Annotated in this window: 22 protein-coding genes; 10 read left to right on the plus strand and 12 right to left on the minus strand. The window is 75.9% G+C overall.

What is annotated here, in order from left to right; genetic code table 11:
• Positions 1 to 3: 3 nt before the first annotated feature.
• Both F1641_RS00660 and F1641_RS00665 read right to left on the minus strand, forming a co-directional pair.
• Positions 4 to 1,590, minus strand: coding sequence for a glycosyltransferase family 39 protein (locus F1641_RS00660; protein WP_194902581.1), 1,587 nt, complete (start codon positions 1,588 to 1,590; stop codon positions 4 to 6).
• Between the two features lie 108 nt (positions 1,591 to 1,698).
• On the minus strand, positions 1,699 to 3,105 hold the full coding sequence (locus tag F1641_RS00665; RefSeq protein ID WP_194902582.1) for a hypothetical protein: 1,407 nt from the start codon (positions 3,103 to 3,105) through the stop codon (positions 1,699 to 1,701).
• 275 nt (positions 3,106 to 3,380) lie between these two features.
• On the opposite strand from F1641_RS00665, the gene F1641_RS00670 reads away from it, so the two are divergent.
• Positions 3,381 to 3,818 carry a TM2 domain-containing protein gene (locus tag F1641_RS00670; protein WP_194902583.1) on the plus strand — a complete coding sequence of 146 codons (438 nt, stop codon included), beginning with the start codon at positions 3,381 to 3,383 and terminating at the stop codon, positions 3,816 to 3,818.
• Positions 3,819 to 4,002: 184 nt separating this feature from the next.
• On the opposite strand, the gene F1641_RS22700 is transcribed toward F1641_RS00670, so the two are convergent.
• From F1641_RS22700 to F1641_RS00685, 3 genes are all read right to left on the minus strand, one after another.
• Positions 4,003 to 4,977 carry an endonuclease/exonuclease/phosphatase family protein gene (locus F1641_RS22700; protein WP_194902584.1) on the minus strand — a complete coding sequence of 325 codons (975 nt, stop codon included), beginning with the start codon at positions 4,975 to 4,977 and terminating at the stop codon, positions 4,003 to 4,005.
• A gap of 170 nt (positions 4,978 to 5,147) precedes the next feature.
• The gene (gene rfbD, locus F1641_RS00680; RefSeq protein WP_194902585.1) at positions 5,148 to 5,996 is read right to left on the minus strand and encodes a dTDP-4-dehydrorhamnose reductase; all 849 of its coding nucleotides are present in this window, start codon (positions 5,994 to 5,996) and stop codon (positions 5,148 to 5,150) included.
• Positions 5,993 to 6,589, minus strand: coding sequence for a dTDP-4-dehydrorhamnose 3,5-epimerase family protein (locus F1641_RS00685; RefSeq protein WP_194902586.1), 597 nt, complete (start codon positions 6,587 to 6,589; stop codon positions 5,993 to 5,995). Before F1641_RS00685 ends, rfbD begins: the two co-directional genes overlap by 4 nt.
• A 130-nt stretch (positions 6,590 to 6,719) precedes the next feature.
• On the opposite strand from F1641_RS00685, the gene rfbA reads away from it, so the two are divergent.
• From rfbA to F1641_RS00710, 5 genes are all read left to right on the plus strand, one after another.
• On the plus strand, positions 6,720 to 7,625 hold the full coding sequence (gene rfbA, locus F1641_RS00690; protein ID WP_194902587.1) for a glucose-1-phosphate thymidylyltransferase RfbA: 906 nt from the start codon (positions 6,720 to 6,722) through the stop codon (positions 7,623 to 7,625).
• The gene (gene rfbB, locus F1641_RS00695) at positions 7,622 to 8,665 is read left to right on the plus strand and encodes a dTDP-glucose 4,6-dehydratase (RefSeq protein ID WP_194902588.1); all 1,044 of its coding nucleotides are present in this window, start codon (positions 7,622 to 7,624) and stop codon (positions 8,663 to 8,665) included. The genes rfbA and rfbB overlap by 4 nt, the downstream gene beginning before the upstream one ends.
• Positions 8,666 to 8,781: 116 nt before the next feature.
• Positions 8,782 to 9,084 carry a hypothetical protein gene (locus F1641_RS00700; RefSeq protein WP_194902589.1) on the plus strand — a complete coding sequence of 101 codons (303 nt, stop codon included), beginning with the start codon at positions 8,782 to 8,784 and terminating at the stop codon, positions 9,082 to 9,084.
• A gap of 223 nt (positions 9,085 to 9,307) precedes the next feature.
• A complete protein-coding gene (locus F1641_RS00705; protein ID WP_194902590.1) occupies positions 9,308 to 9,511 on the plus strand; it encodes a hypothetical protein in 204 nt (67 codons plus the stop codon).
• Between the two features lie 303 nt (positions 9,512 to 9,814).
• Positions 9,815 to 10,018 carry a hypothetical protein gene (locus F1641_RS00710; protein WP_194902591.1) on the plus strand — a complete coding sequence of 68 codons (204 nt, stop codon included), beginning with the start codon at positions 9,815 to 9,817 and terminating at the stop codon, positions 10,016 to 10,018.
• Here the strand turns inward: F1641_RS00710 and F1641_RS00715 are convergent, their stop codons facing one another.
• Together F1641_RS00715 and F1641_RS00720 are read right to left on the minus strand one after the other, a co-directional pair.
• Positions 10,019 to 11,272, minus strand: coding sequence for a glycosyltransferase (locus tag F1641_RS00715; RefSeq protein WP_194902592.1), 1,254 nt, complete (start codon positions 11,270 to 11,272; stop codon positions 10,019 to 10,021).
• A gap of 169 nt (positions 11,273 to 11,441) precedes the next feature.
• The gene (locus tag F1641_RS00720) at positions 11,442 to 12,572 is read right to left on the minus strand and encodes a glycosyltransferase family 1 protein (RefSeq protein ID WP_206690356.1); all 1,131 of its coding nucleotides are present in this window, start codon (positions 12,570 to 12,572) and stop codon (positions 11,442 to 11,444) included.
• Positions 12,573 to 12,667: 95 nt separating this feature from the next.
• On the opposite strand from F1641_RS00720, the gene F1641_RS00725 reads away from it, so the two are divergent.
• Together F1641_RS00725 and F1641_RS00730 are read left to right on the plus strand one after the other, a co-directional pair.
• On the plus strand, positions 12,668 to 13,729 hold the full coding sequence (locus F1641_RS00725) for a glycosyltransferase (protein WP_194902593.1): 1,062 nt from the start codon (positions 12,668 to 12,670) through the stop codon (positions 13,727 to 13,729).
• On the plus strand, positions 13,726 to 14,652 hold the full coding sequence (locus F1641_RS00730) for a glycosyltransferase family 2 protein (RefSeq protein WP_194902594.1): 927 nt from the start codon (positions 13,726 to 13,728) through the stop codon (positions 14,650 to 14,652). Before F1641_RS00725 ends, F1641_RS00730 begins: the two co-directional genes overlap by 4 nt.
• A 96-nt stretch (positions 14,653 to 14,748) precedes the next feature.
• On the opposite strand, the gene F1641_RS22705 is transcribed toward F1641_RS00730, so the two are convergent.
• Complete coding sequence (locus F1641_RS22705) at positions 14,749 to 17,085, minus strand: family 16 glycosylhydrolase (RefSeq protein WP_194902595.1); 2,337 nt, start codon at positions 17,083 to 17,085, stop codon at positions 14,749 to 14,751.
• 387 nt (positions 17,086 to 17,472) lie between these two features.
• On the opposite strand from F1641_RS22705, the gene F1641_RS00740 reads away from it, so the two are divergent.
• Complete coding sequence (locus tag F1641_RS00740; protein WP_194902596.1) at positions 17,473 to 18,924, plus strand: lipopolysaccharide biosynthesis protein; 1,452 nt, start codon at positions 17,473 to 17,475, stop codon at positions 18,922 to 18,924.
• Between the two features lie 33 nt (positions 18,925 to 18,957).
• Here the strand turns inward: F1641_RS00740 and F1641_RS00745 are convergent, their stop codons facing one another.
• The 3 genes from F1641_RS00745 to F1641_RS00755 all read right to left on the minus strand — a co-directional run bounded on the left by F1641_RS00745 (position 18,958) and on the right by F1641_RS00755 (position 22,911).
• On the minus strand, positions 18,958 to 20,334 hold the full coding sequence (locus tag F1641_RS00745) for a hypothetical protein (RefSeq protein ID WP_194902597.1): 1,377 nt from the start codon (positions 20,332 to 20,334) through the stop codon (positions 18,958 to 18,960).
• Positions 20,335 to 20,387: 53 nt separating this feature from the next.
• Positions 20,388 to 21,689 (minus strand): Wzz/FepE/Etk N-terminal domain-containing protein, encoded by a 1,302-nt coding sequence (locus tag F1641_RS00750; RefSeq protein WP_194902598.1) that lies wholly within the window; start codon positions 21,687 to 21,689, stop codon positions 20,388 to 20,390.
• 166 nt (positions 21,690 to 21,855) lie between these two features.
• Complete coding sequence (locus F1641_RS00755; RefSeq protein ID WP_194902599.1) at positions 21,856 to 22,911, minus strand: glycosyltransferase family 4 protein; 1,056 nt, start codon at positions 22,909 to 22,911, stop codon at positions 21,856 to 21,858.
• Between the two features lie 41 nt (positions 22,912 to 22,952).
• Between F1641_RS00755 and F1641_RS00760 the strand changes: the two genes are divergently transcribed.
• Entirely contained in the window at positions 22,953 to 24,146 is a 1,194-nt protein-coding gene (locus F1641_RS00760; protein WP_194902600.1) for an aminotransferase class I/II-fold pyridoxal phosphate-dependent enzyme, read from the plus strand.
• 62 nt (positions 24,147 to 24,208) lie between these two features.
• Here the strand turns inward: F1641_RS00760 and F1641_RS00765 are convergent, their stop codons facing one another.
• On the minus strand, positions 24,209 to 25,165 hold the full coding sequence (locus tag F1641_RS00765) for a hypothetical protein (RefSeq protein ID WP_194902601.1): 957 nt from the start codon (positions 25,163 to 25,165) through the stop codon (positions 24,209 to 24,211).
• Between the last annotated feature and the right edge of the window lie 238 nt (positions 25,166 to 25,403).

A 25,403-nucleotide genomic window follows, 5' to 3' on the forward strand; every position in this document is an offset into this window, starting at 1 on the left:
TGATCACCGGGAGCTGGTCCAGACGGTCCAGGTGCGGCCGCCTTCGGGGGAGCTGACCTGCGCCGCCTGCTCGAACCCCAGCCCGGGCATCTGCGGCTCGAGCTCGCGGCCCGTGGCCGAGGAGCCGTCGAAGAAGACCACCGAGAAGTCACCGGCGGAGAGGGCGGCCTCGTAGGCGGCGGCGTCGACGAGCCCGTCGCGCTGGTAGGCGCCGGGGTAGAAGGCGCCCCAGCGCTGCGACGGCACCTGCTCCCACAGCGGGTACTGCATCGTCTCGGGGTTGTCCCCGGCCACGCCGGCGCCCGGACGCTGCTCGACCAGCGGCACGAGGACGTCGCGCAGGGGGTCGGAGCTGGCCCAGCTGCCGAAGAGCCGCGAGGCGGTGCCCGCCCCGAGCGCGACGGCGACGACGAGCGCTGTCACCACCAGCGCCGAGGCCCACCACGCGCGGGCCGCGGCGACGAGCACCCCGGCGGCGACCGCCCCGAGCACCGTCCCGAGCGCCGGGGCCTTGTAGAGGGAGACCTGCTCGCCGGTGACCACCTGCAGCACCGCGGGGGCGAGCGCCCCGAGCCCGAGGGCGGCGCCCAGCAGGGGCCGGTGACGGAAGAGGACGACGGCGCCCGCGACGGCCAGCAGCAGCGGGAGGCCTGCGTCGCGGAGCACCTCGAGCGCCAGCTCCGACGCGGGGGCGGGTGCCACGGGCTGCCGGGCCAGGGTGCTGGAGACGAACCCGGCCACCAGCCCGCGGCCCCAGGTCAGCGCCGAGAGCAGCAGCACGAGCGCGCCCGTCCCGGCGGCGACCGCCGCGACGCGCACGGCCCGGGGGCGACCGACCGCGGGCGCCGCGCCCACCAGGGCGAGCAGCACGAACGGCACCGCGATGCCGGAGGTGTACTTCAGCAGCACCGCGAGCCCCAGCAGCGCGCCGGCGCCAGCGCCCCACCAGGCCCAGCGCGACCCACCCCGTCGCACGGCGTGCAGCCCCAGCGCCAGCGCCCACGCCAGGCAGGCGTACGCGGCGGCGTCCATCGACGCGAAGTGCCCCAGCGCCAGCAGCGGCCCCGTCGCTGCGACCGCCAAGGCCGCGCCCGCCGCGGCGCGCCGCGCGGCCCTCGCGGTGCCGCCAGCGCCAGCGTCGTCACCGTCGCCGTCGCCGTCGTCGTCGCTATCGCTGTTCAGGGCGCCCCCGAGCAGGTGCATGACGCTGCTGGCCGACCACGCCACAGCCGCCGTCGTCGCCAGCAGCAGCACCGTCGACGCGGTCCGCACCAGGCCGAGCCCACCCGCGCTGTCGAGCAGGGCCGCCAGCACCGGGTAGAGCTGCGGCGCACCGGTGAACCAGCCCTCGGGGGCGGAGGTGAGCGGCGGGCCGCCGGCCCGGTCCTGGAGGAGCCAGTGGCCGGTGGCCAGGTACAGCGCCTCGTCCTGGAAGGCCGAGTTGTGCAGGCGCAGCGCGATCACCGCCTGGAGGGCCAGCGCGAGCACCACCAGCGGGTTCCGGCGCGCGAGGGCGACCACGCGCGAGCGCGGCGTCGGCGGCGGAGCGGGCGGTCCTGTGGCGGGGGTGGTCGCCTGGTCGGTGCTCACGGGGGTCCTCCGTGCCTCGCGGTCGGGTGGGAGCACCACCGCGTCGCTGGGCCGGTGCTGGCCGTCCCGCAGGACGGCGCGCTCTCCGACGGTAGGCGCGTCGAGCCGCTAGAGCGAACTCCGCGCGGCGGCGGGAGGGACCACCGGGAGGCTGCCGGTGGTCGTGACGTCGAACGGCGTCAGGCCCGCGGGCACCGTCAGCAGCACCACGTGCACGGGGGCGCCCAGGGGGGCCAGCGCGGTGGTGGCCTCGTCGGCGAGCGCGCGCGAGCTCGACCCGTACGGGGCCACCAGCACCACCTGGGCGGCGCGGGTGGCGTCGACGTAGCGCCACCACGGCTGGTCGAGGTTGACGACGACGAGGTGCGCCGACCCGGCCCCGGCCGGAGCCACCATCGAGGCGGCCTCGCCGCGGGTGGCGCCGGGGGCCACGAGCACCACCACCTGCTGGCCGGCGGCCAGCGCGCTGCCCACAGCGGCGCGCAGGGGGAGCAGCGCCGAGGTGCCCACCGGGTCGCGGGGCACCTCGAGGTAGGAGCCGAGGCCGCGCCGCGCGAGGCGGCGCCCCGTCGCGCGGGTCAGGGCGTGACCGCGCCGTCCGGCGAGAGCCGTGGCCAGCGCGGCCACGAGCAGGGCGGTGACCACGAAGGCGACCGCGGCGTCGCGCCAGGCCCGTCCTGCGGTGCTGGCGGGGACGACGTCGGGCAGCGCGACGGCCTGACCGGAGCTCATGAGCGCCGGGGGCTGGGCGCGCTCGATGCGGCTCAGCTGCTGGACGCGCAGCTCGGCGTCGGCGGCGAGGCGGTTGGCGTCGGCGGAACCGGGGGCGGTGGCGTTGACCTGGGCGAGCTGGGCCTGGACGGCGGCCAGCTGCTCGTCGAGCTGGTCGGTCCAGGTCTGGACCGCCGCGGTGTGCTCGGCGAGCACCGCGGGCTCGAGGGCGGGGAGGACGGCGGCGGCCACCTCCTGCGCCTGCTCCGTGGAGGTGCCGGCGCCCGAGGTGGTGACGGTGACGTCGACGACGCCCGGCGTCTCGCCCAGCGCGACGGCGATGCGCTCCGAGGCCTGCTCCGCGGTCCAGCCGGTGCCGGCCGCGGCGGTGGCCAGCAGCTCGGGGTCGGTGGCCGCAGCGACGTAGGCGGCGGCGACGCGGGCGGCGTCGTCGGGGTCGGTGGTGTCACCGGCAGACCCCGGGACGACGACACCGCTGGTGGTGGCGCGGTGCACCACCTCGGCGCGGGCCCCCAGCGGGCCGGTGAGGAGGCCGACGAGCAGGGCCACCGGCAGCGCGACCGCCAGGGCGAGGGGGGCGTGGCGGGCGAGCTCCCGCAGCAGGCCGGTGGCCCGGCTGGAGGCGGCGGGGACGCGGCGCCCCCGGACCCAGCGGGAGGGCCGCGCGGCGCGGGGCGCCGGGGCCTGGGGCGGGCCGGGGGGCGCCGTGGGGGAGGCGGCGGGGGAGGCGGCGCCCCCGCGGGCGGGGTCGGCGTCGGGGCGCTGGGGAGCCGTCGCGGTCACAGCAGGCAGGTCCTTGTCGTCCGAGGGGGCCGCTGGCCCCCGGGGTGCGGGAAGGAGGCGCGAGACGCGCGCGACCACCCAAGCACGCAGCGCCTGCCGGAGCGGCACCCGACGATCACCAGCGGTGCGAGAGGGACCGTTCGGAGGGTGCTGCTCACGCCGCGTGCTCTGGCGACCACGCGCGGCGCGCCGGTGCTGGGTCTGTGCCGACGCCGCCCGCGCGCCTACCGTGGTGGGCCAGCGCGGCCGACGGCCACTGGCCACCGGGGGAGTCCATGAGCACCGACGACGTCTACGGCCAGCCACCGCACACCGGGCCCCAGCCCCAGGGGACGCCGGGGTACGGCGTGCAGCCCTACGCCGGACAGCCGCACCCGGGGCAGCCCCCTGCGTACGGACCGCCGCCGGGGTACGGGATGGGCCAGACGGTCTTCCCCCAGCCGTACAAGGACACGACTGCCGCGTGGCTGTTCTGGGTGTTCCTCGGCGGGTTCGGCGCCCACGACCTCTCCCTGCGCCACACCGGCGCCGGCGTCGCCAAGCTGTGCCTGAACCTGCTGGGCTGGCTGCTGACGCTGGTGCTCATCGGCTACGTGCTGCTGTTCGCGCTCTTCGTGTGGTGGGTCGTCGACGCCTGCCTCATGAGCAGCCGGTTGCAGCAGGTGAACAACCGGATCTACGCGCACGACCGCGCCATCGGCGCCGCTCACTGACCCCACCGGCCGCTCGTCCGGTCGCTCCGCAGATGTGCCCCATCAGCGTGACCGCCCGGTCACTCCGAAGGGGCGCTTCTGCGGAGCACCGCTCAGCCCTCGGGCCGGGCCGCGGAGCCCGCCACCTGTCGGCGGAACCCCGGGCAGAACCGGCCGGGTGGAGATCCGGACCCTTGGAGCGGCGTCAGCCGGTGGGCGTGAAGACCGTCATCGTCGGTCGGTGCCGCGTTCCCGAGCCGTCTTCGCTGCTCAGCACGGTGAAGCTGGTGACCCGCCCGACCGCCGGGGTGGCCAGCACGTGGTCGATCGGCATCGCCAGCAGCGGCGGCAGTCCCGTCCGCCACGTGCCCACCCCAGCGCTGTGCCGCAGCGACGCGGCGTCTGCGCAGAGGCCGAGGCGCGGACCGCCGAAGTCGTCGACGCTCGCGTTGAAGTCGCCGGCCACCAGCACGGGCGAGGTGGTGGAGCACCTCGCCGCGACCCAGTCGACGTCGCGCTCCCACCCCGGCAGCCCTGGCCCCACCGGCCAGGGGGCGTGCAGCGCCAGCACCGTCGGCAGCGACGCGTTGTCGGGAACCAGCTCGACCGCCTTCCTCGGGTCGGGGCCCGGCAGTGCGGTGTAGCGCCCGGCGAGGCCGGGGGAGGCCCACACCGCGACCTGCTCCGACGGCAGCTCGTCGTTGACGCGGACCATGCGCTGCCCAGCGGCGGTGAAGGCGGCGCGGTAGTCGTCGTCGGTGCGTAGCGCCTGCTGCGGCAGGACGACGAGGTCCGCGTGCTGCGCCACCGCCAGCTCCGCCACGACGTCCGGCGTGGTGAGTCGCCCGTTGGTGTTCCACTCCAGCACCCGCAGCTGCCCGGCGGCCGGTGCCGCGACCGGCTCGCCGACCACCCCGCGCGCGAGCACCACGGGTAGGTGCAGGCCCACGGCGAGAGCGAGTGCAGCGGCGAGCGGCAGTCCGAGCCGCAGCCGCACGACGCGCGTGACCAGCAGGAGCAGGACGACGACGAGGGCCGCGCTCGCGGCGACCGCCAGGGCCCCGCGCGCGGGGAGCGCCGGGGCGATGACCTGCCAGCGTTCGACGCCGACGTGCGGAGCGGCGAAGAGGACCACGGCGCCCGCCGCCACGAGGGCGGCGAGCACCCGCACCGCTACCACGGCCGCTCTCCGCACGGGTCGGCCGTCCGCGGCCCGCCTGGGTGTCCTCCGAGCGGGGCCAGCGCCCGGGTGTCCGTGCTCTGCGTTTTCCTGGTCAGTTGTCGACACCCTCTCGGGGCTCTGCGGGCGCAAGACCCCGGTAGTCGATCGCCAGCGTCGAGAGCGTCAGCTCAGGGACCGAGCACGGTGCTGCTCGCAGCTCGCCACCTAGCGCTCCACGGGCCGATAGGCGTCACACCGACCGCTTCCAGCGCGTCGTGCCCCAGCACCGACCACGCCGGCCGGGGCGCCGGGCGCACGAAGGCGGCGGACGTGGTCGCGGAGACGACGTCGCGGTCCAGCCCCGCGGAGCCGACCACCTCGCGGGTGAAGCCGTACCAGCTCGTCGAGCCGCTCGACGTCGCGTGGTACGTCCCTGCTGGGGCGCCGACGTCCAGGAGGTCGGCGATCACCCGTGCGACGTCGACGGTCCACGTCGGCTGGCCGATCTGGTCGTCGACCACGCTGACAGCGCCGCGCTCCCGCGCCAGCTTGAGGATGGTCTTGGGGAAGCACGGGCCACCCGCGCCGTAGAGCCATGCGGTCCGTAGAACGAGGGTGTCGGGGCATGCGCGGCGGGCCGTGCGCTCGCCGTCGGCCTTCGTGCGCCCGTAGACGGACTTGGGGGCCACAGGTGCGTCTTCCGCGTACGGCTCCGTGGCGTCGCCGGCGAAGACGTAGTCCGTCGACACCTGCACCAGCCGCGTTCCGGCCTTGGCGCACGCCGCGCCGATGTACCCGGGAGCCACGGCGTTGAGGTCAGCCGCCGCCTCGGGGTCCGTCTCCGCGGCGTCCACCGCCGTGTAGGCGGCGCAGTTGATGACCGTGTCGTGGCCCGGCACCAGCTCGGCCAGCGCGCGCGGGTCCAGCACGTCCAGGTCGGCGCGCGTCGCCGCCGTCACCTCGTGGCCACGCTCGCGGAACAGCGCCACGACGTCCTGCCCGAGCATGCCGCCCGCGCCGGTGACCAGGACCCTCATCGGACCAGCGCCGGGTAGGTGGGCAGCAGGCCGGCCTCGCGGGCCTGCGCCAGCGTGGGGGCCTGCTGGTCCTTGGCGGACAGCTCGTAGGTCAGCGGCTCACCGTTGCGCCCGACCGTCGGCCACTCGATGCCCAGCTCCGCGTCGAGCGGGTGCGTGCCGTGCTCAGCGGTCGGGTTGTAGCCGGTGGAGCACAGGTAGGTCACGGTCGAGCCGTCCTCGAGGGAGCAGAAGCCGTGGCCCAGGCCCTCGGAGAGGTAGACGGCGCGGCGGTCGACGTCATCGAGCAGCACCGAGGTCCACTGGCCGAAGGTGGGGGAGCCCACGCGGATGTCGACGATGACGTCGAGCACCGCCCCGGCCGTGCACATCACGTACTTGGCCTGCCCCGGGGGTACGTCGGCGTAGTGGATGCCGCGCAGCACGCCCGCCGCGGAGACTGAGCAGTTCACCTGCTCCACGAAGAGCGGGTGGCCGACGGCCTCGACGAAGGCGTCGGACCTGAAGGCTTCGAGGAAGGTGCCGCGGTCGTCACCGAACTGCTTCGGGGTGAACGACCAGGCGCCCTCGAGGGGAAGGGCCTCGATCTGCACCCGTCGACGGTAGTGGGGGAGGGGCCCCCTCCCGGGGGAGGTTGCGCCGGTCGGGAGCGGCAACCACTCGGGCGGAGCGAGCAGCCCAAGTGCCCTTCACCTGGTCGGCGGCACCGATACCGTGCGTGACGTGAAGGGGATCATCCTGGCCGGCGGCTCGGGCACGCGCCTGCACCCGCTGACGCTCGGCACGAGCAAGCAGCTGGTGCCGGTCTACGACAAGCCGATGGTCTACTACCCGCTCTCCACGCTGATCGCCGCCGGCATCGACGACGTGCTGGTCATCACCACCCCCCACGACGCCCCGGCCTTCCAGCGGCTGCTCGGTGACGGCTCGCAGTTCGGCATCGCCATCAGCTACACCGTGCAGGCCGAGCCCAACGGGCTCGCGCAGGCGTTCGTGCTCGGCGCGGACTTCGTCGGCGGCGACACCGTGGCGCTCGTGCTCGGCGACAACATCTTCTACGGCCCCGGCCTGGGCACCCAGCTCTCGCGCTTCGTCGACATCGACGGCGCCTCGATCTTCGGCTACTGGGTGGCCGACCCGACGGCGTACGGCGTCATCGAGTTCGACGCGTCGGGCAAGGCGGTCTCCCTGGAGGAGAAGCCGGCCGCGCCGCGCTCCAACTACGCCGTGCCCGGCCTGTACTTCTACGACAACGACGTGCTCGCCATCGCGCGCGACCTGCAGCCCTCGGCGCGCGGCGAGTACGAGATCACCGACGTCAACCGCACCTACCTCGAGCAAGGACGCCTCTGGGTCGAGGTGCTGCCCCGCGGCACCGCGTGGCTCGACACCGGCACCGTCGAGTCGCTGATGGACGCCGGCACCTACATCCGCACCATCGAGCAGCGGCAGGGCCTGAAGATCGGCGCGCCCGAGGAGGTCGCCTGGCACATGGGCTTCCTCTCCGACGCCGACCTGAGAGAACGGGCCGAGCCGCTCGTGAAGTCGGGCTACGGCGCGTACCTGCTGTCGCTGCTCGACCGCCGCGACCCGGTGGCCTCCGGCGGCTTCGGAGGGGAGACGCTGTGAGGCTGCTCGTCACCGGCGGCGCCGGGTTCATCGGCGCCAACTTCGTGCACGCCACCGCGCAGCAGCGGCCCGACGTCGAGATCACCGTGCTCGACAAGCTGACCTACGCGGGAGACCGCGCCACGCTGGCGTCCGTCACCGAGGGCTCGGACCCGCGGGTGCGGCTGGTGGAGGGCGACGTCGCCGACTCCGCCCTGGTGCAGCGGCTGGTCGGCGAGCTGGCGGACTCCGACGGGCCGGGCGCCGTCGTCCACTTCGCCGCGGAGAGCCACAACGACAACTCCCTGCACGACCCGTGGCCCTTCGTGCAGACCAACCTCCTCGGCACGTACGCGCTGCTCGAGGCGGTCCGCGAGCACGGGGTGCGGCTGCACCACGTCTCTACCGACGAGGTCTACGGCGACCTGCCCCTCGCCGACCCCTCCGACGACCCGGAGCGCTCGAAGTTCACCGCGGAGACGCCGTACAACCCCTCTTCGCCGTACTCGGCGACCAAGGCGGGGTCGGACCTGCTGGTGCGCGCGTGGGTCCGCTCGTTCGGGGTGCAGGCGACCATCTCGAACTGCTCCAACAACTACGGACCCTGGCAGCACGTGGAGAAGTTCATCCCGCGCCAGGTCACCAACATCATCGACGGCGTGCGGCCCAAGGTGTACGGCGCCGGCACCAACGTCCGCGACTGGATCCACGTCGAGGACCACAACCGCGCCGTCTGGGCGGTCCTGCAGCGCGGGCGGATCGGGGAGACCTACCTCATCGGCGCCGACGGGGAGGCGAACAACCTCCGGGTGGTGCGCACCCTGCTGGAGCTGGCGGGGCAGGACGCCGACGCGTACGACCTCGTCGCCGACCGCCCCGGTCACGACCTGCGGTACGCCATCGACGCGTCGCTGCTGCGCGACGAGCTCGGCTGGCGGCCCCTGCACCGCGACCTGCGCTCCGGCCTCAAGGCGACGCTGGAGTGGTACCGCGACAACGAGGCCTGGTGGCGCCCCCGCAAGGCGGCCACCGAGGCCAAGTACGCCCAGCTCGGCCGCTGACCCCTCTCCTCCGCCCCGCCCCCCTCAGCGACGATCAAGCGCCTCAGCGCCACCTCCCAGGCTCGACCGAGTGCTCCCGTCCGCCGGGGGGCCTGGGGGCAGGGCACGATGCCCTGATGCCCCTCGACGCACGCCCTTCCCTCGTCGTCGCCGTCCTCGTCGGGCTCGCGCTGGTGGCGCTGACGCTGCAGTGCCTCGCGGTGCTGGTGCAGGCGCCCGTTCCGCACGAGGGGTGGCGCGTCGGGCTCAGCGCCGTCGTGGTCACCGGGGTGTGGTGGCTGCTGAACGGGCCCCTCGAGGGGCCGATCCTGCTGACCTTCTCGCCCGAGCACGGTTTCACCCTGGGAGACCTGGTCGCTGTGCCGGCGCTGCTGGCCGGCGGCGCGGTGCTCGCCCTCGCCGTCCCCGCGCCTGCCTGAACTGCCACGCACGGGCGACTGCACGTGGCGCGGAGGCGCTTGATCGTCGCGGGAGGGGTGACGGAGCGGTCACCGCGAAGGGGCGCATCCGCGGAGCCGCCTCCAACCGCAGGACCAGGCGGTATGTCGGATGTGTCCCCCTGGAGGTGTCACTTGAGGGCGACACGGCGCGCGCCACGCCCCTGGCGGGTTTGATCTTGCCTCGGAGGGGTACAACTGGCGCATGCTCATCGTCGCGCTGGTCGGCCTGTGGGTCGTGGTCGCCCTCGGTCTGGCCCTGGTGGTCGGGCGCTCGCTCGCCATCTCCGGCAAGTCAGACCGCTGGAGGCACGGCCACCGCGAGGTCCGAGACCTCCGGAAGCTCAAGCCCGTCCCGGACCTCGCCGAGGTCCGCACCCTCAGGCCCCGCGGCAGGTCCGCCGCCTGAGCACCCACTCCCACGACTTCTGCGGGCGCGGGCTCCTCACCAGGTGAGGGGCTCGCGCCCGCAGCGTTCGCAGACGTAGGCGGGCTCCCCGGCGTCCTGCCGGAGCGTGGCGGGGTAGAGCACCCACCGGTGCCACCCCAGCCGGCAGCGCCACGACATCCCACGATGGTGCGCCGGGCGAACGGTGACCGGCCAGACCAGATCGGGTGACGACGGCGGGCCGGTGCGCGAACGCACCGGCGTCCAGCACGCTCACAGGCTCCGTGGACCTACCGCCCGGTCGCACGGCCTAGAACTGGGTCCGTGGACATCTGGCTCGTCGCCGTTCTCGTCGCCTGGATCCCGGTCGCCGCGCTGCTGGCGCTGCTGGTCGGGCGCACCGTCGCCCAGTCCGAGGCACGGGAGCGCCTGGTCACGCGTCGCCTGCGTGCGGGTGACCCCGTTCCCGTCGTCGTCCCGCGGCAGGTGCATGCGCACGCCGCGGCTCGCCGCCACCTGGCGTCCTGATCACGGACGGGGGGCGGTCCCCAGGGGCGGGCGGAGCGCCGCCGGCGCGCCCACCACGGGGGTGACCGGCAGCTCCACCGGCAGGACGACGGGCTCGGTCTGCTCGGAGCGGGGCTGCGGCACGGCGGGGCCGTCGAGCACGTCCTGCACCACCCGCGCCATCGAGGCCGTGAAGGCGGCGCGCGAGAACGTCTCGGCGTGCGCGCGCACCCGGCGGGCGTCGTACGCGGCGGCGTCGAAGGCGCGCAGCACCTCGGCCCAGCGGTCGACCTCGGCCTCGTCGTCGCCGGCGGCCGCGGGGCCCGCCATCGGGGCGACCAGCTCACCGGTCAGGCCGGGCAGCACCGTGTCGAGGTTGCCCCCGGCGCGGACGCCGATCACCGGCGCGCCGCAGGCCTGGGCCTCGACGGGGACGATGCCGAAGTCCTCCACGCCCGGCATGAGCAGCGCGCGGCAGCGCCGGAAGAGGTCGCGCAGCTCGTCGTCGTCCACCCGGCCCACGAACGTCGTCTCCGGACCGGCGAGCGCCTGCGCCTGCCGCAGCGCGCGACCCTCGCCGGCCACCACCAGGCGGACCCCGGCGCGCGCCGCGGCGCGGACGGCCAGGTCGGGGCGCTTGTAGGGCACCAGCCGGCCGGCGAGGAGGAAGAATTCCTCGCGGGGCACGGACGCGTCGGGTCGGTAGAAGCCGGTGTTCACCGGCGGAGCGACCACCTGCGCCTCGCGGCCCCACCAGGTGCGGATCCGCTCGGCGACGGCGCTGGAGTTGGCCAGCAGCGTGTGCACCTGCTGGGCCGCCGCCACGTCGAACGGCTTGAACGCGCTCGAGAACGCCGCGAGGCCCGCAGCGCCCAGGCCTGCGCCCTCGCCGCGGCGCATCGACGCCTCCCAGATCCACCGCGCGGGGCTGTGCACGTACGCGACCACGGGGGCGCCACCGGCCCGGACGGCCACCTGCGTGGCGAACGCGTGGTGGCTGGCGATGACGACGTCGGACGCCGGCAGGCGCATCGCGCGCATCGCCAGCGGCAGCGCTGGCAGCAGGTGCGCGTACCGGCTGCCGCGCAGCAGGCGGCTCAGCGGGGTGGAGCGCACGCGGTGCTCGAGGTCGGCGGGCATGACGCCCGGCAGCGCCACCGGCGCGTGCAGGGGTGCCTGGGGCCAGCGTCGGGCCATCGCCTCGACCACGGCCTCGGAGCCGGCGAACTCCGTGAAGCGCTCGTGGACGATCGTGACACGCGGGGAAGCGGGCATGCGGGCACCTTCCATGGGGCTCGTACCCGGCCATCCTGGCGCACGGGTCTGCCGCCCGAGGGGCGTTCCGCTAGATCCGGCGTGTCCGAACCGGTGCAAGATCGCCGAAAAGGGGCGTCTGGTGCTCCTGTGGCCCCTGCCGGTCGGAAAGCGCTCCTGAAGCCCATGATCACGTGCGGGGGTGGGGGAGGACAGCGCGGACGGTCTCGGCAGCGACCGCGTCCCAGGTGCGGGGGTGCGCGCGCGGCGCCGGCCGGGGCGCCCCGGGTGCCAGGTGCTCGACGACGGCGCGCGCCCACGCCTCCACGTCGGTCGCCGCGACGTGCCGCGCCGTGCCCCCGCTGACCTCCACCAGCGCCGGGTCGAGGGAGGTCACCAGCGGCGCGCCCAGGTCGAGGGCCTCCTGCGCCGGCAGGCCGTACCCCTCCACCAGGCTCGGGGCCAGCACCACCGCGGCGTTCTCGTAGCACCAGCGCAGGGCCGCGTCGTCGACCCCCTGCAGCTGCACGAGGTGCCCCGACGCCACCAGCCGGGCGTGGTCGGGCCCGTACGCCTCCTCGCCCCACGGCGGCGGACCCACCAGCGCGAGGGCCGCGTCGGCGTGCTCGGGGTGGGTGTCCACCGCGCGGGCCCACGCCGAGACGGCCGTGGCGAGGTTCTTGCGGGGGGAGGAGTCGCCCACCACCAGCCCGAACCGCCGCCCCGCCAGCTGCGGCACCGGGGTGGCGGGCGCCTCCAGCAGCGCCGGGCCCGTCGCCGACAGCACCACCGCGGCGCGGTCCGCCACCTGCGGGTGGTGCGCCAGCAGCGCGGCGCGCGTCGCCTCCGAGACGCACACCAGCGCGTCGGCCTGGCGGATCGAGGCGGCGTACGGCCGCTGCAGCAGCACCCGCTTGGCCGGCGGGAAGTCCTGCGGGCGGTCGGCGAGCACCATGTCGTGCACCGTCAGGGCGGTCCGCGCCCCCACTCCGCGCGGCACCAGGTGCTTCACGCCGTGGACGACGTCGAACGCGCCGTCGGCCAGACCCAGCCCGCCGAGGCGCGTCCCGAGCACCCACCGCTCCCACGCCGGGAGCGCCTTGTCGGCCGCCGCGGGAGCCGCGTGCACCCGCGACGCGTCCCCGCCGACCAGGGCCGCCAGCGGCTGCGCGGCCGCCGCTGAGGTGAGCAGGTGCAGCTCGACGTCGTCGCGCCGCTCCAGCGCCCTGGCCAGCTCGACGGTGTACCTGACGATGCCGCCGAGACGGCCGCTGGCGGGGACGTGGCTCGCCATCAGCAGCCACCGGGCTCGTCGCGTCACCCGCCCAGGACTACCACGGAGCCGCTCGCGAGCAGCCACCCCGCGGTCCCACCCCGCAGCCCCGCAGCCGACCGCCGTGCGCCACGCTGGCTCCCGTGCCCGACCAGAGCGACCTGACCGACGCACGCGCTGCACCCGGTGTCTCGGTGGTGATGGCGACGTACGACGGGGCGCGCCACCTGCGGGAGCAGCTCGACAGCATCGCCGCGCAGACGCTGCAGCCGTGCGAGCTCCTCGTCGGCGACGACGGCTCCACCGACGACACGCTGCGCGTCCTCGAGGAGTTCGCCGCCACCAGCGCGTTCCCCGTGCACGTGGTGCGCAACCCCACCAACCTCGGCTTCGCCGACAACTTCCTCGAGACCGCCCGCCGGGCGCGCGGCCGCTACATCGCCTTCAGCGACCAGGACGACGTGTGGCTGCCCCGCAAGGTCGAGGAGTCGGTGGCGGCGATCGTCGCCCACGACGCCGTGATGGCCACCCACCAGGTGGTGCTCGTGGACGTCGAGGGCACCCCGATCCGCCTCGACCCGCAGCTCATCACCCACGACGCCGTGGTCGAGCCCGGCGCGTCGGAGCCCTTCGGCCTCTACTTCGGCTTCGCCATGACCATCGACGCCCGCCTGCTCCAGCTGCTCCCGCACGCCGAGCGCGGCACCGACACGTACACCGCCACCAAGGTGCTCCCGCACGACCGGTGGGTCTACTTCCTCGCCACCAACTTCGGCCGCAGCGCGCTCATCGCCCACCCGCTGGCGCACTACCGCCAGCACCCCACCCAGTCGTACGGGGTGCGACCCGTGCCGTTCGTGCAGCGGTACCGCAACAAGGTGGCCGAGGGTTCCGAGCGGCTCGACTTCCTCTCCCGCACCGCCGCGCACCGCGCCGAGCTGGCCACCCGCCACGCGCCGTCCGCCCCCGCCAGCGTTCTCGACCGCGGGGTCTGGCGCGCCGTCGTCGAGCGGTACGAGCGGGTGGCGCGGCTGTACGCCCTGCGCAGCGAGCTGCACCGCGCCGCCGGGCTGCCCGCCAGGGCCCGCCTGCTCGCGAGGCTCGCGGCCGCCGGCACCTACGCCCCGGTCACCCGCGGCGGGCTCGGGCGCCGCCGGCTCGCCGAGGACGTCGTGCTCGGTCTCCTGAGGGCGAGCTGGCTGTGAGCGCGCCCGCCGCCCAGCGGGACGGTCAGCCCCGGGTCGCCGTCGTCCTCGCCTCCGCGGGGCGCCCCGAGCTGCTGGGGGAGGTCGTCGCCGACCTCGCCCACCAGACCCTCCCCGGCCTGGGCGTCGACGTCCGCGTCGTGGTGTCCGTGCCCGACGCCGCGAGCCTGCCCGCCGCGCCGCTGCCCGACCACGTGCGCGTCGTCCACGCCCGCGGCCTCACCAGCCAGCGCAACGCCGGCCTCGACGCCGTGCCCGACGCCACCCACGTCTTCTTCTTCGACGACGACGCCGTGGTCCGCCCCGACTACCTCGCCGAGGCGATGCGCTTCTTCGCCGCCCACCCCGACGTCGTCGCCCTCACGGGGCGGGTGCTCCTCGACGGCGCCGTCGGCGACGCCGTCGACCCCGAGACCGCCCGCGCCGCCCTCGAGCGCTCCACCACCGAGCCCCTCGGCGGCACCTGGCAGCCCAGCCTCACCCTCTACGGCTGCAACTTCGCCGTCCGCCGCGACGGCGTGGCCCACGAGCGCTTCGACGAGCGGCTGCCCCTGTACGGCTGGCTCGAGGACCACGACTACGCCCGCCGCATGCTGCGCCACGGGCCGCTGGCCTCCGTCGACGACTGCGTCATCGTCCACCGCGGCGTGAAGTCCGGCGGTCGGACCGCCCACCGCCGCCTCGGGTACGCCCAGGTCATGAACCCGGCGTACTTCCTGCGGCACGGCAGCTTCCCGCCGCTGCTCGCCCTCGACGAGGGAGGACGGCGCGTCGCCAAGAACGCCGTGCTCGCGCTCGCGGGCCCCGAGCGCCGGTGGCGCCGCCAGCGCCTGCGCGGCAACCTCCTGGCCGCCGCCGACGTGCTCCGCGGCCGGTTCACCCCCGAGCGGATGGCGCAGCTGCCCCCCGACGGCCCGTCCTGACCCCCTCCGACTCCTCCACCCCCCCTCCGCGACGATCAAGCACCTCAGCGCCACAACGAGTGGCGCTGAGGTGCTTGATCGTCGCGGGGAGGGGGATCAGGTGTAGGCGCGGACCCAGTCGACGTAGAGGTCGCTCGTGCCGCCGGTGGGGCCCAGGTCGACGGGCCAGCCGCCGCCGAGCGCCATGTCGAGCAGGAAGAACATCGGCTCGTCGGAGCGCCCCAGGCCTCGCCGCTCGGCCACCTGCACGCCGTCGACGTAGAACGTCGCGCCGTCGGGTGTCACCCGGACCCCGAAGTCGTGCCACCCCTGCGACCAGTCCGGCAGCGACGGCGGCGACAGGCACGACGACGCCGTGGAGCCGGAGTCGTCGGGGGCGCCCCAGTCGTGGAGCGTGTGGCAGGTGAACGAGGTGTCGTGACCGTACAGCTCGACGGCGTCGACCTCGCCTGCCGTGCTGTTGTCGGGTGTGGCCGACTGGCTGTTCAGCATCCAGAACGCCGGCCAGGTGCCCTTGCCGGCACCGGAGAGCATCCGCGCCTCGAAGTAGCCGTACTGCGCGCTGAACCCCGCCGCACCGACCCGCGCCGAGCTGAGGATGCCGCCCGCGTGCTGCTGGCCGTAGGGCCTCTCGACGGCGAGGTCGCCGATCGGCTGGGCGCGCAGCCGCAGGTACCCGCCCTGGGAGTCGGCCTGGGCGTCGCCGCCGGCCAGCGTCGCGACGGTGTCAGCGCCCAGCGCCGGGTCGGGGAAGACCGCGTCGCCGAACTGCGCCCCGCCCCAGTGCTCGGGCTTGGTGGCCGCGTACACGGCGCCCGCCCCGGTGCCGCTGACCGGCAGCGGCCCGGCGAAGTCGTCCTCCCACTGGAGGGTCATCCCGGCGGGGGCGTGGCCGGCGTCGTCGGTCGGCTGGCCCCCGCCGTGCACCAGCTGCACCTGCAGCGGGGTGGTGTCACCGGAGGCCTGCGTCACGTCGAGGGCGAACGGCCCGGCCGGGAAGGCGCTCGTGTCGACGACGAGCTGGGCGCGCCCGTCGGCGTCCGCCGTCGCGCTCGCCACCTCGACCGGCTCCGCCTCGGCGCCCGCGCTGGCTGTCGTGGCAGCGCTGCCGGCGGTGGTGGCCGCGGTGGTGGCCGTCACGACGGCGCCCGGCTGCCCGCTGACCACGACCTCGGCGGAGCCGCCGACCACTGAGCCCACCGCGGGGCACACCAGCGCCAGCGCACCGCCTGCCGCCGAGCCCACCGGGTCGCCGCCGCACTGCGCCGCGGGCGGCTCCACCGCGTACGTCTCGCCGTCCTGCTCGGCGGTGCTCTCGCCGTCCCACCGCACGGGCGTCGCACCGACGCCGTAGGCGGCGAGCTCGCGCAGCCCCGCCCGCGCCGAGGAGAAGTTCTCGGTCAGCGTCAGCCGCACCGACGTCACCGTCCGCGGGGCGACGGCGACCGTGGTCGGCTGTCCGGCCCCGCCGTCGATGCCGGAGACCACGGCGCTGGAGCCGTCGGAGAAGTACAGGCGGCCCGACAGCGGCGAGGCGCCGGTGGCCGACGGGTCGCTGGCCGCGCGCTCGGGCCCGAAGACCTGCACCGCGCTGAGCAGCTGAGGCTGCGGCCACGCCAGCTCGACCCAGGGGGCGTCGTCGTCGGTCGCCGAGCGCCACTCGCTGCCGGTCTGGCGCTCCGGCAGGTCGCCGTCGACCAGGGCCCCGGGGGCGGTGCCGTCGGCGCTGCTCGACGCGGTGGCGGTCGCCCCCGCCAGCGGCGGGGAGTCGCCGCCCGAGGACGTCCGCGCGAGCGCGAGGACGGGCGGGTCGCCGCCGTCGTCGACCAGCAGGCCCGCCAGGCCCGCGCCGGACTCCCCGCCGGACGCCGTGAACCGCGCGGTGCTCACCGACCGCTCGGGGAAGGAGGCCTCCGCCGTGCCGTCGGCCCCGGCCGTGACCATCACCGACGCGCCGCCGTCGAGGGTGAGCAGCCCGGAGGTCACCGGGGGAGCGCCCGCGGCGGGCACCAGGCGGACCCGGTCGACGGTCCGCGGGGAGGTCCAGTGCAGCTGCACCCACGCGCCGACCGGGTCGCCGCTGGCCGCCCATGCCGCTTCCGCGCGGGAGCCGCCCTCGGTCACCAGGGCGGTGGCGTCGGCGGTGGCGCTGTCGTTGGAGGCGGTCACGCGCGGTGCCTGGGGCGCGGTGCGGTGCGCCAGCACCCACACCCCGCTCGCCACCAGCACGGCGGTGGCGGTCGCCGCGGCCACCAGCACCACCGCGCGGCGCTGCCGGGAGCGGCGCTCGGCGCGGGGGCGGGCGCGGCGGCCGGGTGCCTCCTCGACGGTGGCAGCGGCGGCGCCGCCGGGCTCGGGGGGCGGGCCGTCGGTGGGGTGCGAGGGCAGTGCGGGGCTCCGTGACGTCGTGGCCTCCGCTGCTGCGACGACCACGGGTGTCCACGGGGGACCGCGGGGGCGTCCGGACAGCGCGGAGGCGGGCGGGGAAGGTGGGCCTCGGGCTCGCCGCGACGGTAGCACCGGGACCTGGCCGGCCCAGCTGCCTCGAGCTGCCTCGAGCTGCCTCGAGCTGCCTCGAGCTGCCTCGAGCTGCCTCGACGGACCGCTGCCGGTGCCCCTGGACGCCGCTCGCGGTGACCCGGGCGCGGTGCTCCGCGGATGGGCCCCTTCGCGGTGACCGAGCGGTCACGCTGATGGGGCGCATCTGCGGAGCGACCCCGTGGGGAGGGCGCCGCCCTGCGCGGGCGCTGCTGCCCGTGCGCCACCGGAGCGCCGGTGGTGGGGCGGGTGCCCGCCGGGCGTGTGCCACAGTCGGCCCCGATGACGACCCCGCCGACCGCGGACGGGTCGGCCCCCGAGCCCGCCGTCCAGCCCGCCGTGCCGACGGAGGACACCGTCCCCGCCGAGAGGCCCCCGGTCTCCATGCGCCGGGCGATGGCGTTCATGACCACCACGAGCATGCTCGTGCCGCTCATCGGGGTGGCCAGCGCGCCCGTGCTCGCGCGGGCGCTCGGCGTCGAGGGCCGAGGCGAGGTGGCCGCCGCCATGGCCCCCGCCGCGCTGGTGGTGGCCGTCGGCACCCTCGGCCTGCCGGAGGCGCTGACCTACCACCTGGCCCGCCGCCCCGAGGCCGCCCGCCGAGCGCTGGCCAGCTCCTCCGCCATCAGCCTGCTGCTCGGCGCCCTGTGCTGGACGCTCAGCTGGGCCTTCGCCGACTCGCTCACCGGCGGGGACTCCTCGTTGGTCGGGATCATGCTCGTGGGCACCGCCCTGGCCCTGCCCACGATGGTCGTCGGCCTGCTCCGCGGGGCGGCCGCTGGCCTGCAGATGTGGGGCACCATCGCCGCCGACCGCGTGCTGTCGTCGGTGCTGCGTCTCGTCGTCCTGCTCGTGCTCGCACTCGCGGGGCTGCTCGACGTGCGGGTGGCGGTCATCTCGATGTCGCTCGTGCCGGTGCTCACCGGGCTCGTCTACTGGCGCGTGCTGCGACGCCGCCCGCCGCTGCCCCCCGACGACCCCCTGCTGCGCGAGCGGGAGCAGGAGGGACCGCAGCGGCCCGTCACCGCCGACGTCGTCGCCTTCGGCAGCCGCACCTGGCTCGGGTCGGTGGCGAGCATGGCCACCGGCCGCGTGGCCCAGCTGCTCACCGCGCCGCTCGCGGGCACCACGCAGCTGGGCCTGCTCGTGGTGGCGATCACCATCTCCGACGTTCTGTTCATCCTGGTCACCGCGGTGCGCGACGCCCTCTTCGGCGTCAGCGCCCGCGTCGACGACCGCGAGCAGCTCATGGCCATCTCGCGGTCGGCCACGCTCGTCGGTGCGGTCGGCGCCCTGGTGATCGGCGCGACGGTGCCGCTGTGGATCGGCCCCGTCTTCGGCGAGCAGTTCACCGCCGCCACGGCGCCCACCTGGTGGCTGCTGCTGGCGGCCGTGGCCAACGTCCCCGGCCTGATGGCGGGTGCGGGCCTGGGGGCGTGGGGGCGGCCGGGGCTGCGGTCGGCGTCGTTCGTGGTGGCCCTCGTGGTGCTCCTGGCCGGGTTCGTGCTGCTCGTGCCCAGCGGCGGGGCGGTGGGGGCCGGCATCGCCGCCGTGGCCAGCGGCGCGGCGATGTCGGTGTTCGCGGTGGCCGCCGCGGCGCGCCTCACCGGGGCTCGGGCCTCGGCGTTCGTGGTGCCGCGCCGCAGCGACGTCGTCGCGCTGGGCTCCGAGGGGCGCCGCGCGGTCAGGGCGCTGCTGGCCCGCTCACCCCTGCGCCGCGGCCCCCGCCGCTGACCCCGCCGCTGACCCCGCCGCTGACCCCGCTGCTCACCCGGGTGCGGCCGCCGGGTCCGCCGAGCCGGCGGCGGCCCTGGCCTGCAGGCCCCGCGGGGTCGACTCCAGCGCCTCCTGCTGCTGGCGCCGGGCCGCGGCGTGCGCGAGCACGCCCAGGCAGAGCCACAGCAGGCCGCTGGTGTCGTTGAGGTCGGGTCCGCTGACGAGCTTGGTGATGAGCGCGGCGAGCAGCGCCCACACCACCGGGCGCTGGTCGCGCAGCGTCCAGGTGCGCGTCAGCAGCACCAGCACCACCGCCGCGAACAGCACCGTGCCGATGAGCCCGACCGTGCTGAGCATCCCGGCGAGGAACGACGACGGCCGGTTGGACCCCAGGCCCACGCCGAAGCCGAAGGTGTCGAGCAGGATGCGGTAGGAGTCGCTGTCGGCGCCGGAGCGGTCGCGGAACGACGACGTCCCGACCTTGGCCCCCACCTGCTCCGCGAGCACCTGCACCACGAGGGGCAGCACGAACGGCAGCGCGGCCACCGCCGCAGCGGCGCCCGCTACCCCGGGCAGGGTGAGCGCGCGGCGCGCCAGCACCACCTCGACCAGCCACACCACCACCGCCAGCATGACCAGCGCGGCAGCGGCCACCACGAAGGTGGTGGAGGTCGACGCCGCGCCGAGCACCGCGGCGACGGCCAGCACCACCAGCACGCCGACGCGCCGGGCACCGCGCACGTGGGGGAGCCGCGCGGTGCAGTACGCCACGGCCACCAGGCAGGCGACCGCCAGGCCCGCGGGCTCGGAGAAGATGCCGCGGTAGCGCACCGCGCCGCCGGGCGCCCCGTCGATGTAGGCGAAGGCGGGGGAGTTGTCGAAGAAGCCGAACGGGAACGGCACCCCGAGCTCGCGGCCGAGCACGGCCCACGCCGACAGCAGCACCGTGGCGCCCGCGGCCAGCCCCACCACCTCGACCCGGGCCCCCGCGCCGCGGGCCAGCAGCTGCACCACCGCCACCGACAGCACCAGGTAGACCAGCTGCGCCTGGTTGGAGCTGGTGAGCTGGCCGGCGCGCAGCTCGTTGGGCATGCCGCCCGAGGCGTAGACGGTCATCCCGTCGAAGAGCAGCGGCGCCGCCACGGTGACCACCACGGCCCACAGGGCGAGCAGCAGCAGGGGCGTCATGCCGGGGGTGGCCGCCTCCTCGAGGCGCCGGCGCTGGTGGGAGCGGTGCACCAGCTGCACCGCGAGCAGCAGCAGCGCCCCCAGCGCCACGAAGTAGAAGGTCGGCACCGCGGTGCTGCCGGCCACCAGGGCCGCCCCCGCGGGCGTCGCCCCGCCGAGGGCGAGGGCCGTGGCGTACCGGTGGGGCTTCCACAGCCCCCAGGCCACGACGGCGAGGGCGACCAGCGTCAGCGTCGTCATGCCGGTCCCTCCCTCGGTCTGTCAGCCGCTCGGCTCGCAGCGCGCGGGTGCGCTCAGCCGGCCCAGGCCTCGTCGAGGCGCGCGCCCACCAGCACCACGCCGACGGTCGGGACGCCGGCGGCGGTCAGGCCCCCGGCGGCGCGCTGCAGCTCCGAGCGGGTGGTGCGGCCGGCGTCGGCCACCAGCAGCGTCGCGGTGGCCCGGGCCCCCACCACGGAGGCCTCCGAGCGGTCCAGCGCCGGCGGGCACAGCAGCACGCGGTGCTCGTAGCCGCCGGTCTGCTCGTCGAGGACGGCGCGGCCGCCCTCGGTGCCGACCAGCTGCGCCGGGGTGGTGCCCAGCGCCTCGGGCACCAGCCAGGCGATGTCGGAGCCCTCCCCGGCCAGCGAGGCCAGGTCGGTGCGCGGGGGTGTGGGCGCCGAGCCCGCGGCGGTGCGCCGCGAGCCGCGGACGCCCAGGGGGCGGCTGGGTGCGGTCAGGTCGACCACGAGCACCGAGGAGCCGGTCTCCACCAGGGCCTGCGCGAGGCCGACGGCGGCCTCGTCGGCGTCCTTCGCGGACGACGACGACACCGCGGACACCACCACCACGGAGCCCCTGCCCGCCCCGCCCGGCGACGCCGCGGCCAGCACCGAGCGCAGGCGGCGCAGGGCCTCGCTGCGCTCCTCGTCCTGGCGGCCGCGGCGGCCGCGGGGCAGCACCGAGAGCACCCGGAGGCTGCGGCTGCGCGGCACGTCGGCGGCGCTGCGGATCCTGTCGTCCAGGGCGTGGCGCAGCGCCAGCACCAGCACGCCGAGGGCCAGGCCCACCACCGCGCCGGAGATGACGTCGTTGCGGGGCCGGGGGGAGTCGGCGCGCAGCGGCACCTGCGCGGCCTGCACCGTGGAGAGGACCACGGCGCCCTCCGCGCCGCCGCCCGGGGCGTCGAGGGAGGGGGCTTCCTCCTGCAGCGCGGCGGCCACCGCGTTGGCGCGGTTCGCCGCGGCGGCCGCCGAGGGGGCCTCGGCGTCGACGTCGATCAGCGCGCTGTCGGCGCGGGCCGAGACGTTGACGGCCTCCGCCAGCTGCGTGAGCGTCGTCCCGTCACCGAGCTGGGCCACCGCCTTCTCGAGGACCACGGAGGTCTGCGCGAGGCCGGCGTACGTGGGCGTGCGCTGCACCGCGAACGAGCTCGCCTGCGACAGCCCGCCGGGCGTGGTGTCGCCGGTCGCCGAGACCATCACGGTCGCCCGCGTGAAGTAGGTGGGGGTGGCGGTCGCCGCGAAGGCGAAGCCCGCCGCGGCCCCGACCACCACGAGCGCGACGAGGAGCCAGGCCCCGCGGCGCACGATGCGCACGTAGTCTTGCAGGATCAACGGTCACGTCCAGACGTCGGGGCCGGGGTGGGCCGGGGCCGCGGGGCGCGCGCCGGAGGCGCTGGCGGTCGAGGGGCGGTCGTGCGTGCGCTCGGGAGGCGCGTCCGAGCGCGGCGACGATAGCAACCGGACCTCCCCGCCGACCGGTCCTCGCGGGGGTCCGGCCTCACCGCAGCGACCGGTACACCTCGGCGTAGGCCGCCGCCATGGCCGCGGGCGCGAACCTGTCGAGCCCCTCCCCGCCGCGGCGCACCAGGTCGGAGCGCAGGGCGTCGTCATCGAGCACCGAGCGCAGCGCCGCGGCCCACGCGTCGACGTCGTCGGGGGGCACGAGCACCCCGGCGCGGCCGCCGTCGAGCGCCTCGGGCAGACCGCCGACGTCAGAGGCGACCACCGCCGCGCCGGCGGCGCGGGCCTCCACCGCCACCAGGCCGAAGGGCTCGTCGCGGGAGGGCACCGCCACCACCCCGGCCGCGCGCATCGCGGCGCGCGGGTCGCGGGTGAAGCCCTCGAAGTGGACGCGCCCGGCGGCCACGAGGGGAGCGGCGAGCTCCTCCAGCCACGGCTGGTCGCGGTTGCCGTAGACGAACAGCTGCACCGGGTCGCCGGCCGCGGCGAGCCTGCCGACCGCCTCGACCAGCACGTCGACGCCCTTGCGGTGGTGCAGCCCGCCGACGTGCACCACGGACCGGCGGGGGAGCGGCGGGGCCGACGGCGCGGCGGTGGACGGCGCCGTCGTCGCCAGGTCGAGGTCCACGGCGTTGTGGACGACGCTGACCCGTCCCGCCGCCCAGGGCGCCATCCGGCGGAACCGCTGGTGCGCCGACTCCGAGATGCACACCACCGCGGCGCACGCCCCCATCAGCGCGCTGGAGCGCTGGAACACGTTGTGCACGGTCGCGACGCTCCGCCGCCGCAGGGCGCGGGGGAGCAGGGGGACGGCGAGCGCCGTCCTGCCGGTGTGCACGTGCACCACGTCGGGCCGCTGCCGGGCCACCAGGCGGGCCAGGCCCCGCGCCCGCCGCGGGCCCACCACCCGCTCGAACCGCACGAAGCGCACCCCGAGCGCGGCGAGCTCGACGTGGTAGGCGGAGGTCTCGACCTCGCTCGCGACGGAGACCTCGACCCCGGCGGCGCGCTGCGCCACGGCGAGCGTCCTCACCAGGTTGGTGATGCCGGTGCCGTTGTCCTGGAAGTCGTTGGTGACGTGGACGACGTGCACGCCCGCCAGCATGGCCCATGCCCGGCCTAGGATCTGCCGCCATGGAGTTCCGGCGGATCCAGGGGCTGCCCCCGTACGTCTTCACCATCATCGACGGGCTGAAGCAGCAGGCCCGCCGCGACGGCCGCGACGTGGTCGACCTGGGGTTCGGCAACCCCGACCTGCCGTCCCCGGCCACCGCCGTCGAGAAGCTCGCCGAGGCCGCGCACAACTCCCGCAACCACCGCTACTCCTCATCGCGCGGGCTGCCCAAGCTGCGCGAGGCCGTCGCCGGGCTCTACCAGCGGCGCTTCGGGGTCACCCTCGACCCGGACAGCGAGATCATCAGCACCATCGGCGCCAAGGAGGGCTTCTCCCACCTGATGTGGGTGCTGCTGCAGGCCGGTGACGCCGCGCTGGTGCCCTCCCCGAGCTACCCGATCCACATCTGGGGCCCCTACTTCGCCGGCGCCGACGTGCGCCAGGTGCCGATCGGCCCCAAGGGCGCCGACGGCGAGGCCCACGACTACGTCGACAACGTCATGGAGGCGTGGGAGTACGGCTGGCCCAAGCCGCGCGTCGTCGTCCTGTCGTTCCCCCACAACCCCACGACGGCCGTGGTGTCCAAGGCCGACCTGCAGCGCCTGGTCGACTGGGCGCGCGAGCGCGACGTGGTGCTCGTGCACGACTTCGCCTACGCCGATACCACCTTCGACGGCTACCAGCCGCCGTCGATCATGGAGTGCGAGGGGGCCACGGAGGTCGCCGTCGAGCTCTACTCGATGACCAAGTCGTTCTCGATGGCCGGCTGGCGCGTGGCCTTCATGGTCGGGAACCGCGAGGTGGTGGCGGCGCTGCAGAAGCTGAAGAGCTACCTCGACTACGGCACGTTCCAGCCGATCCAGATCGCCGCGACGGTCACCCTCAACGAGGAGGTCGACTACCCGCAGTGGACGTCCTCGGTTTACGAGTCTCGCCGCAACGCCCTGGTCGAGGGCCTCGACCGGGCAGGCTGGCACCTCGAGAAGCCCAGGGGGACGATGTTCGCCTGGGCGCGGATCCCTTCGGCGTACGCGGAGCTGAAGTCGATCGAGTTCGCGAAGCTCATCGTGAGGGACTGCGACGTCGCGGTCTCGCCCGGCGTCGGCTTCGGGCCCCAGGGCGACGACTACGTGCGCTTCGCCCTCATCGAGAACGAGCAGCGCATCGCCCAGGCCGCCCGCCAGCTCAAGCGGGGCCTGACGAAGCTCGGCTGACCCCCTGTTGGCGCAGGGTGGCCCCGCACCAGCAGGACTGGTGCGGGGCCACCCTGGGCCAGTCAGGGAGTGGCGCGGATCCACCCGCCGCGGCGCGAGACGACGGCCACCCCCGCGGCCACCCCCGCTGCGACCACGGCGACGACCAGCAGCTGCGTCCCGATCCGCACCGGGTCGGTGAGCGCGGCCTGCAGCACCTGGACGCCGTACGCCGCCAGCTCGGCGGGGTAGCGCATGGCGACCCGGTAGCCCGCCACCGAGTCGACCGCGGTGAACACCGCCGGGACCGCCCACAGCGCGAGCACGACGACGGCGGCGGCCGCGACCCGGCCGACCGTGCGCACCCCCGCCCAGCCGACCGCGGCCCCCACGAGCGCGGGCGGCAGCCACAGGTCGCACCACGCCGCCAGGCCGTAGAGGTGGTCCTGCCCCGGCAGCCCCACCGGTGCTGCGAGCGCGTACACCCACCGGCCGACCAGCAGGGCGACGACGCCCGTGCCCAGCACCAGCGCAGCACGCGCCCGGGCGGCCAGGAGCGCCAGCGCCGCCAGCCCCAGGAGAACCCCGGTGACCACCACCGCCATGAGCACGGCGAGGTACGCCTGCGAGGCCGTGCGGTGCGTCAGACCACCGGCGACCACGCCCAGCGACTGGACGGCGACCACCGCGTGCACCACCAGCACCCCGTGGGCCGCGCCCAGCGCAGCGCGGGGGCGCACCTGCACCTGCCGGACGTGCCGGAGCACCCGCAGCACGAGCCCGGCCGCTGCCGGCCCCAGCGCGAGCAGCCCCAGGAGCTGCACCAGCGCGTATTGGCTCAGGGGCAGCAGCACCACGGGCATGTCGCCGGGCGTCGTCTGCACCGCCCACAGGTTCTGCAAGGGCAGGCGCCTGTCCGTGACCAGCCACGGGACCAGTCCCAGCACCGCGGCGACGGCGCCGAGACCGGCTCCGGCCAGCGGGCCGACGGCGGTCGGGACGCGGGTGGCGTCCGGGGCGTCGTGCACCTGCGCGCTCATGAAGATCACGCTAGTGACGCGCCTCCCGCCGAGGGCGTTCTTCGCCTCGACGGTGTGTGCGGGCCTGTGCAGGGTCTGCCTACCCGCAGCCGAGCGCCTGGTTGCGGTTCCAGACCCGCTCGGAACCGCAGCCGAGCGCCTGGTTGCGGTTCTCGACCCCTCCGGAACCGCAGCCGAGCGCCTGGTTGCGGTTCGCGAGAGGCGAGGACGGACGACGCGCCGGGCGCGCCTCCCGCGA

The sequence above is a fragment of the Quadrisphaera sp. INWT6 genome, from assembly GCF_015390235.1.
GTDB lineage: Bacteria > Actinomycetota > Actinomycetes > Actinomycetales > Quadrisphaeraceae > Quadrisphaera.

Excerpts from the sequence above, each read along its gene's own strand:
- F1641_RS00670 (WP_194902583.1), top strand. The coding sequence starts at position 3,381 with ATGAGCACCGACGACGTCTACGGCCAGCCACCGCACACCGGGCCCCAG.
- rfbD (WP_194902585.1), bottom strand. The coding sequence starts at position 5,996 with ATGAGGGTCCTGGTCACCGGCGCGGGCGGCATGCTCGGGCAGGACGTC.
- F1641_RS00700 (WP_194902589.1), top strand. The coding sequence starts at position 8,782 with ATGCCCCTCGACGCACGCCCTTCCCTCGTCGTCGCCGTCCTCGTCGGG.
- F1641_RS00705 (WP_194902590.1), top strand. The coding sequence starts at position 9,308 with ATGCTCATCGTCGCGCTGGTCGGCCTGTGGGTCGTGGTCGCCCTCGGT.
- F1641_RS00715 (WP_194902592.1), bottom strand. The coding sequence starts at position 11,272 with ATGCCCGCTTCCCCGCGTGTCACGATCGTCCACGAGCGCTTCACGGAG.
- F1641_RS00740 (WP_194902596.1), top strand. The coding sequence starts at position 17,473 with ATGACGACCCCGCCGACCGCGGACGGGTCGGCCCCCGAGCCCGCCGTC.
- F1641_RS00745 (WP_194902597.1), bottom strand. The coding sequence starts at position 20,334 with ATGACGACGCTGACGCTGGTCGCCCTCGCCGTCGTGGCCTGGGGGCTG.
- F1641_RS00760 (WP_194902600.1), top strand. The coding sequence starts at position 22,953 with ATGGAGTTCCGGCGGATCCAGGGGCTGCCCCCGTACGTCTTCACCATC.
- F1641_RS00765 (WP_194902601.1), bottom strand. The coding sequence starts at position 25,165 with ATGAGCGCGCAGGTGCACGACGCCCCGGACGCCACCCGCGTCCCGACC.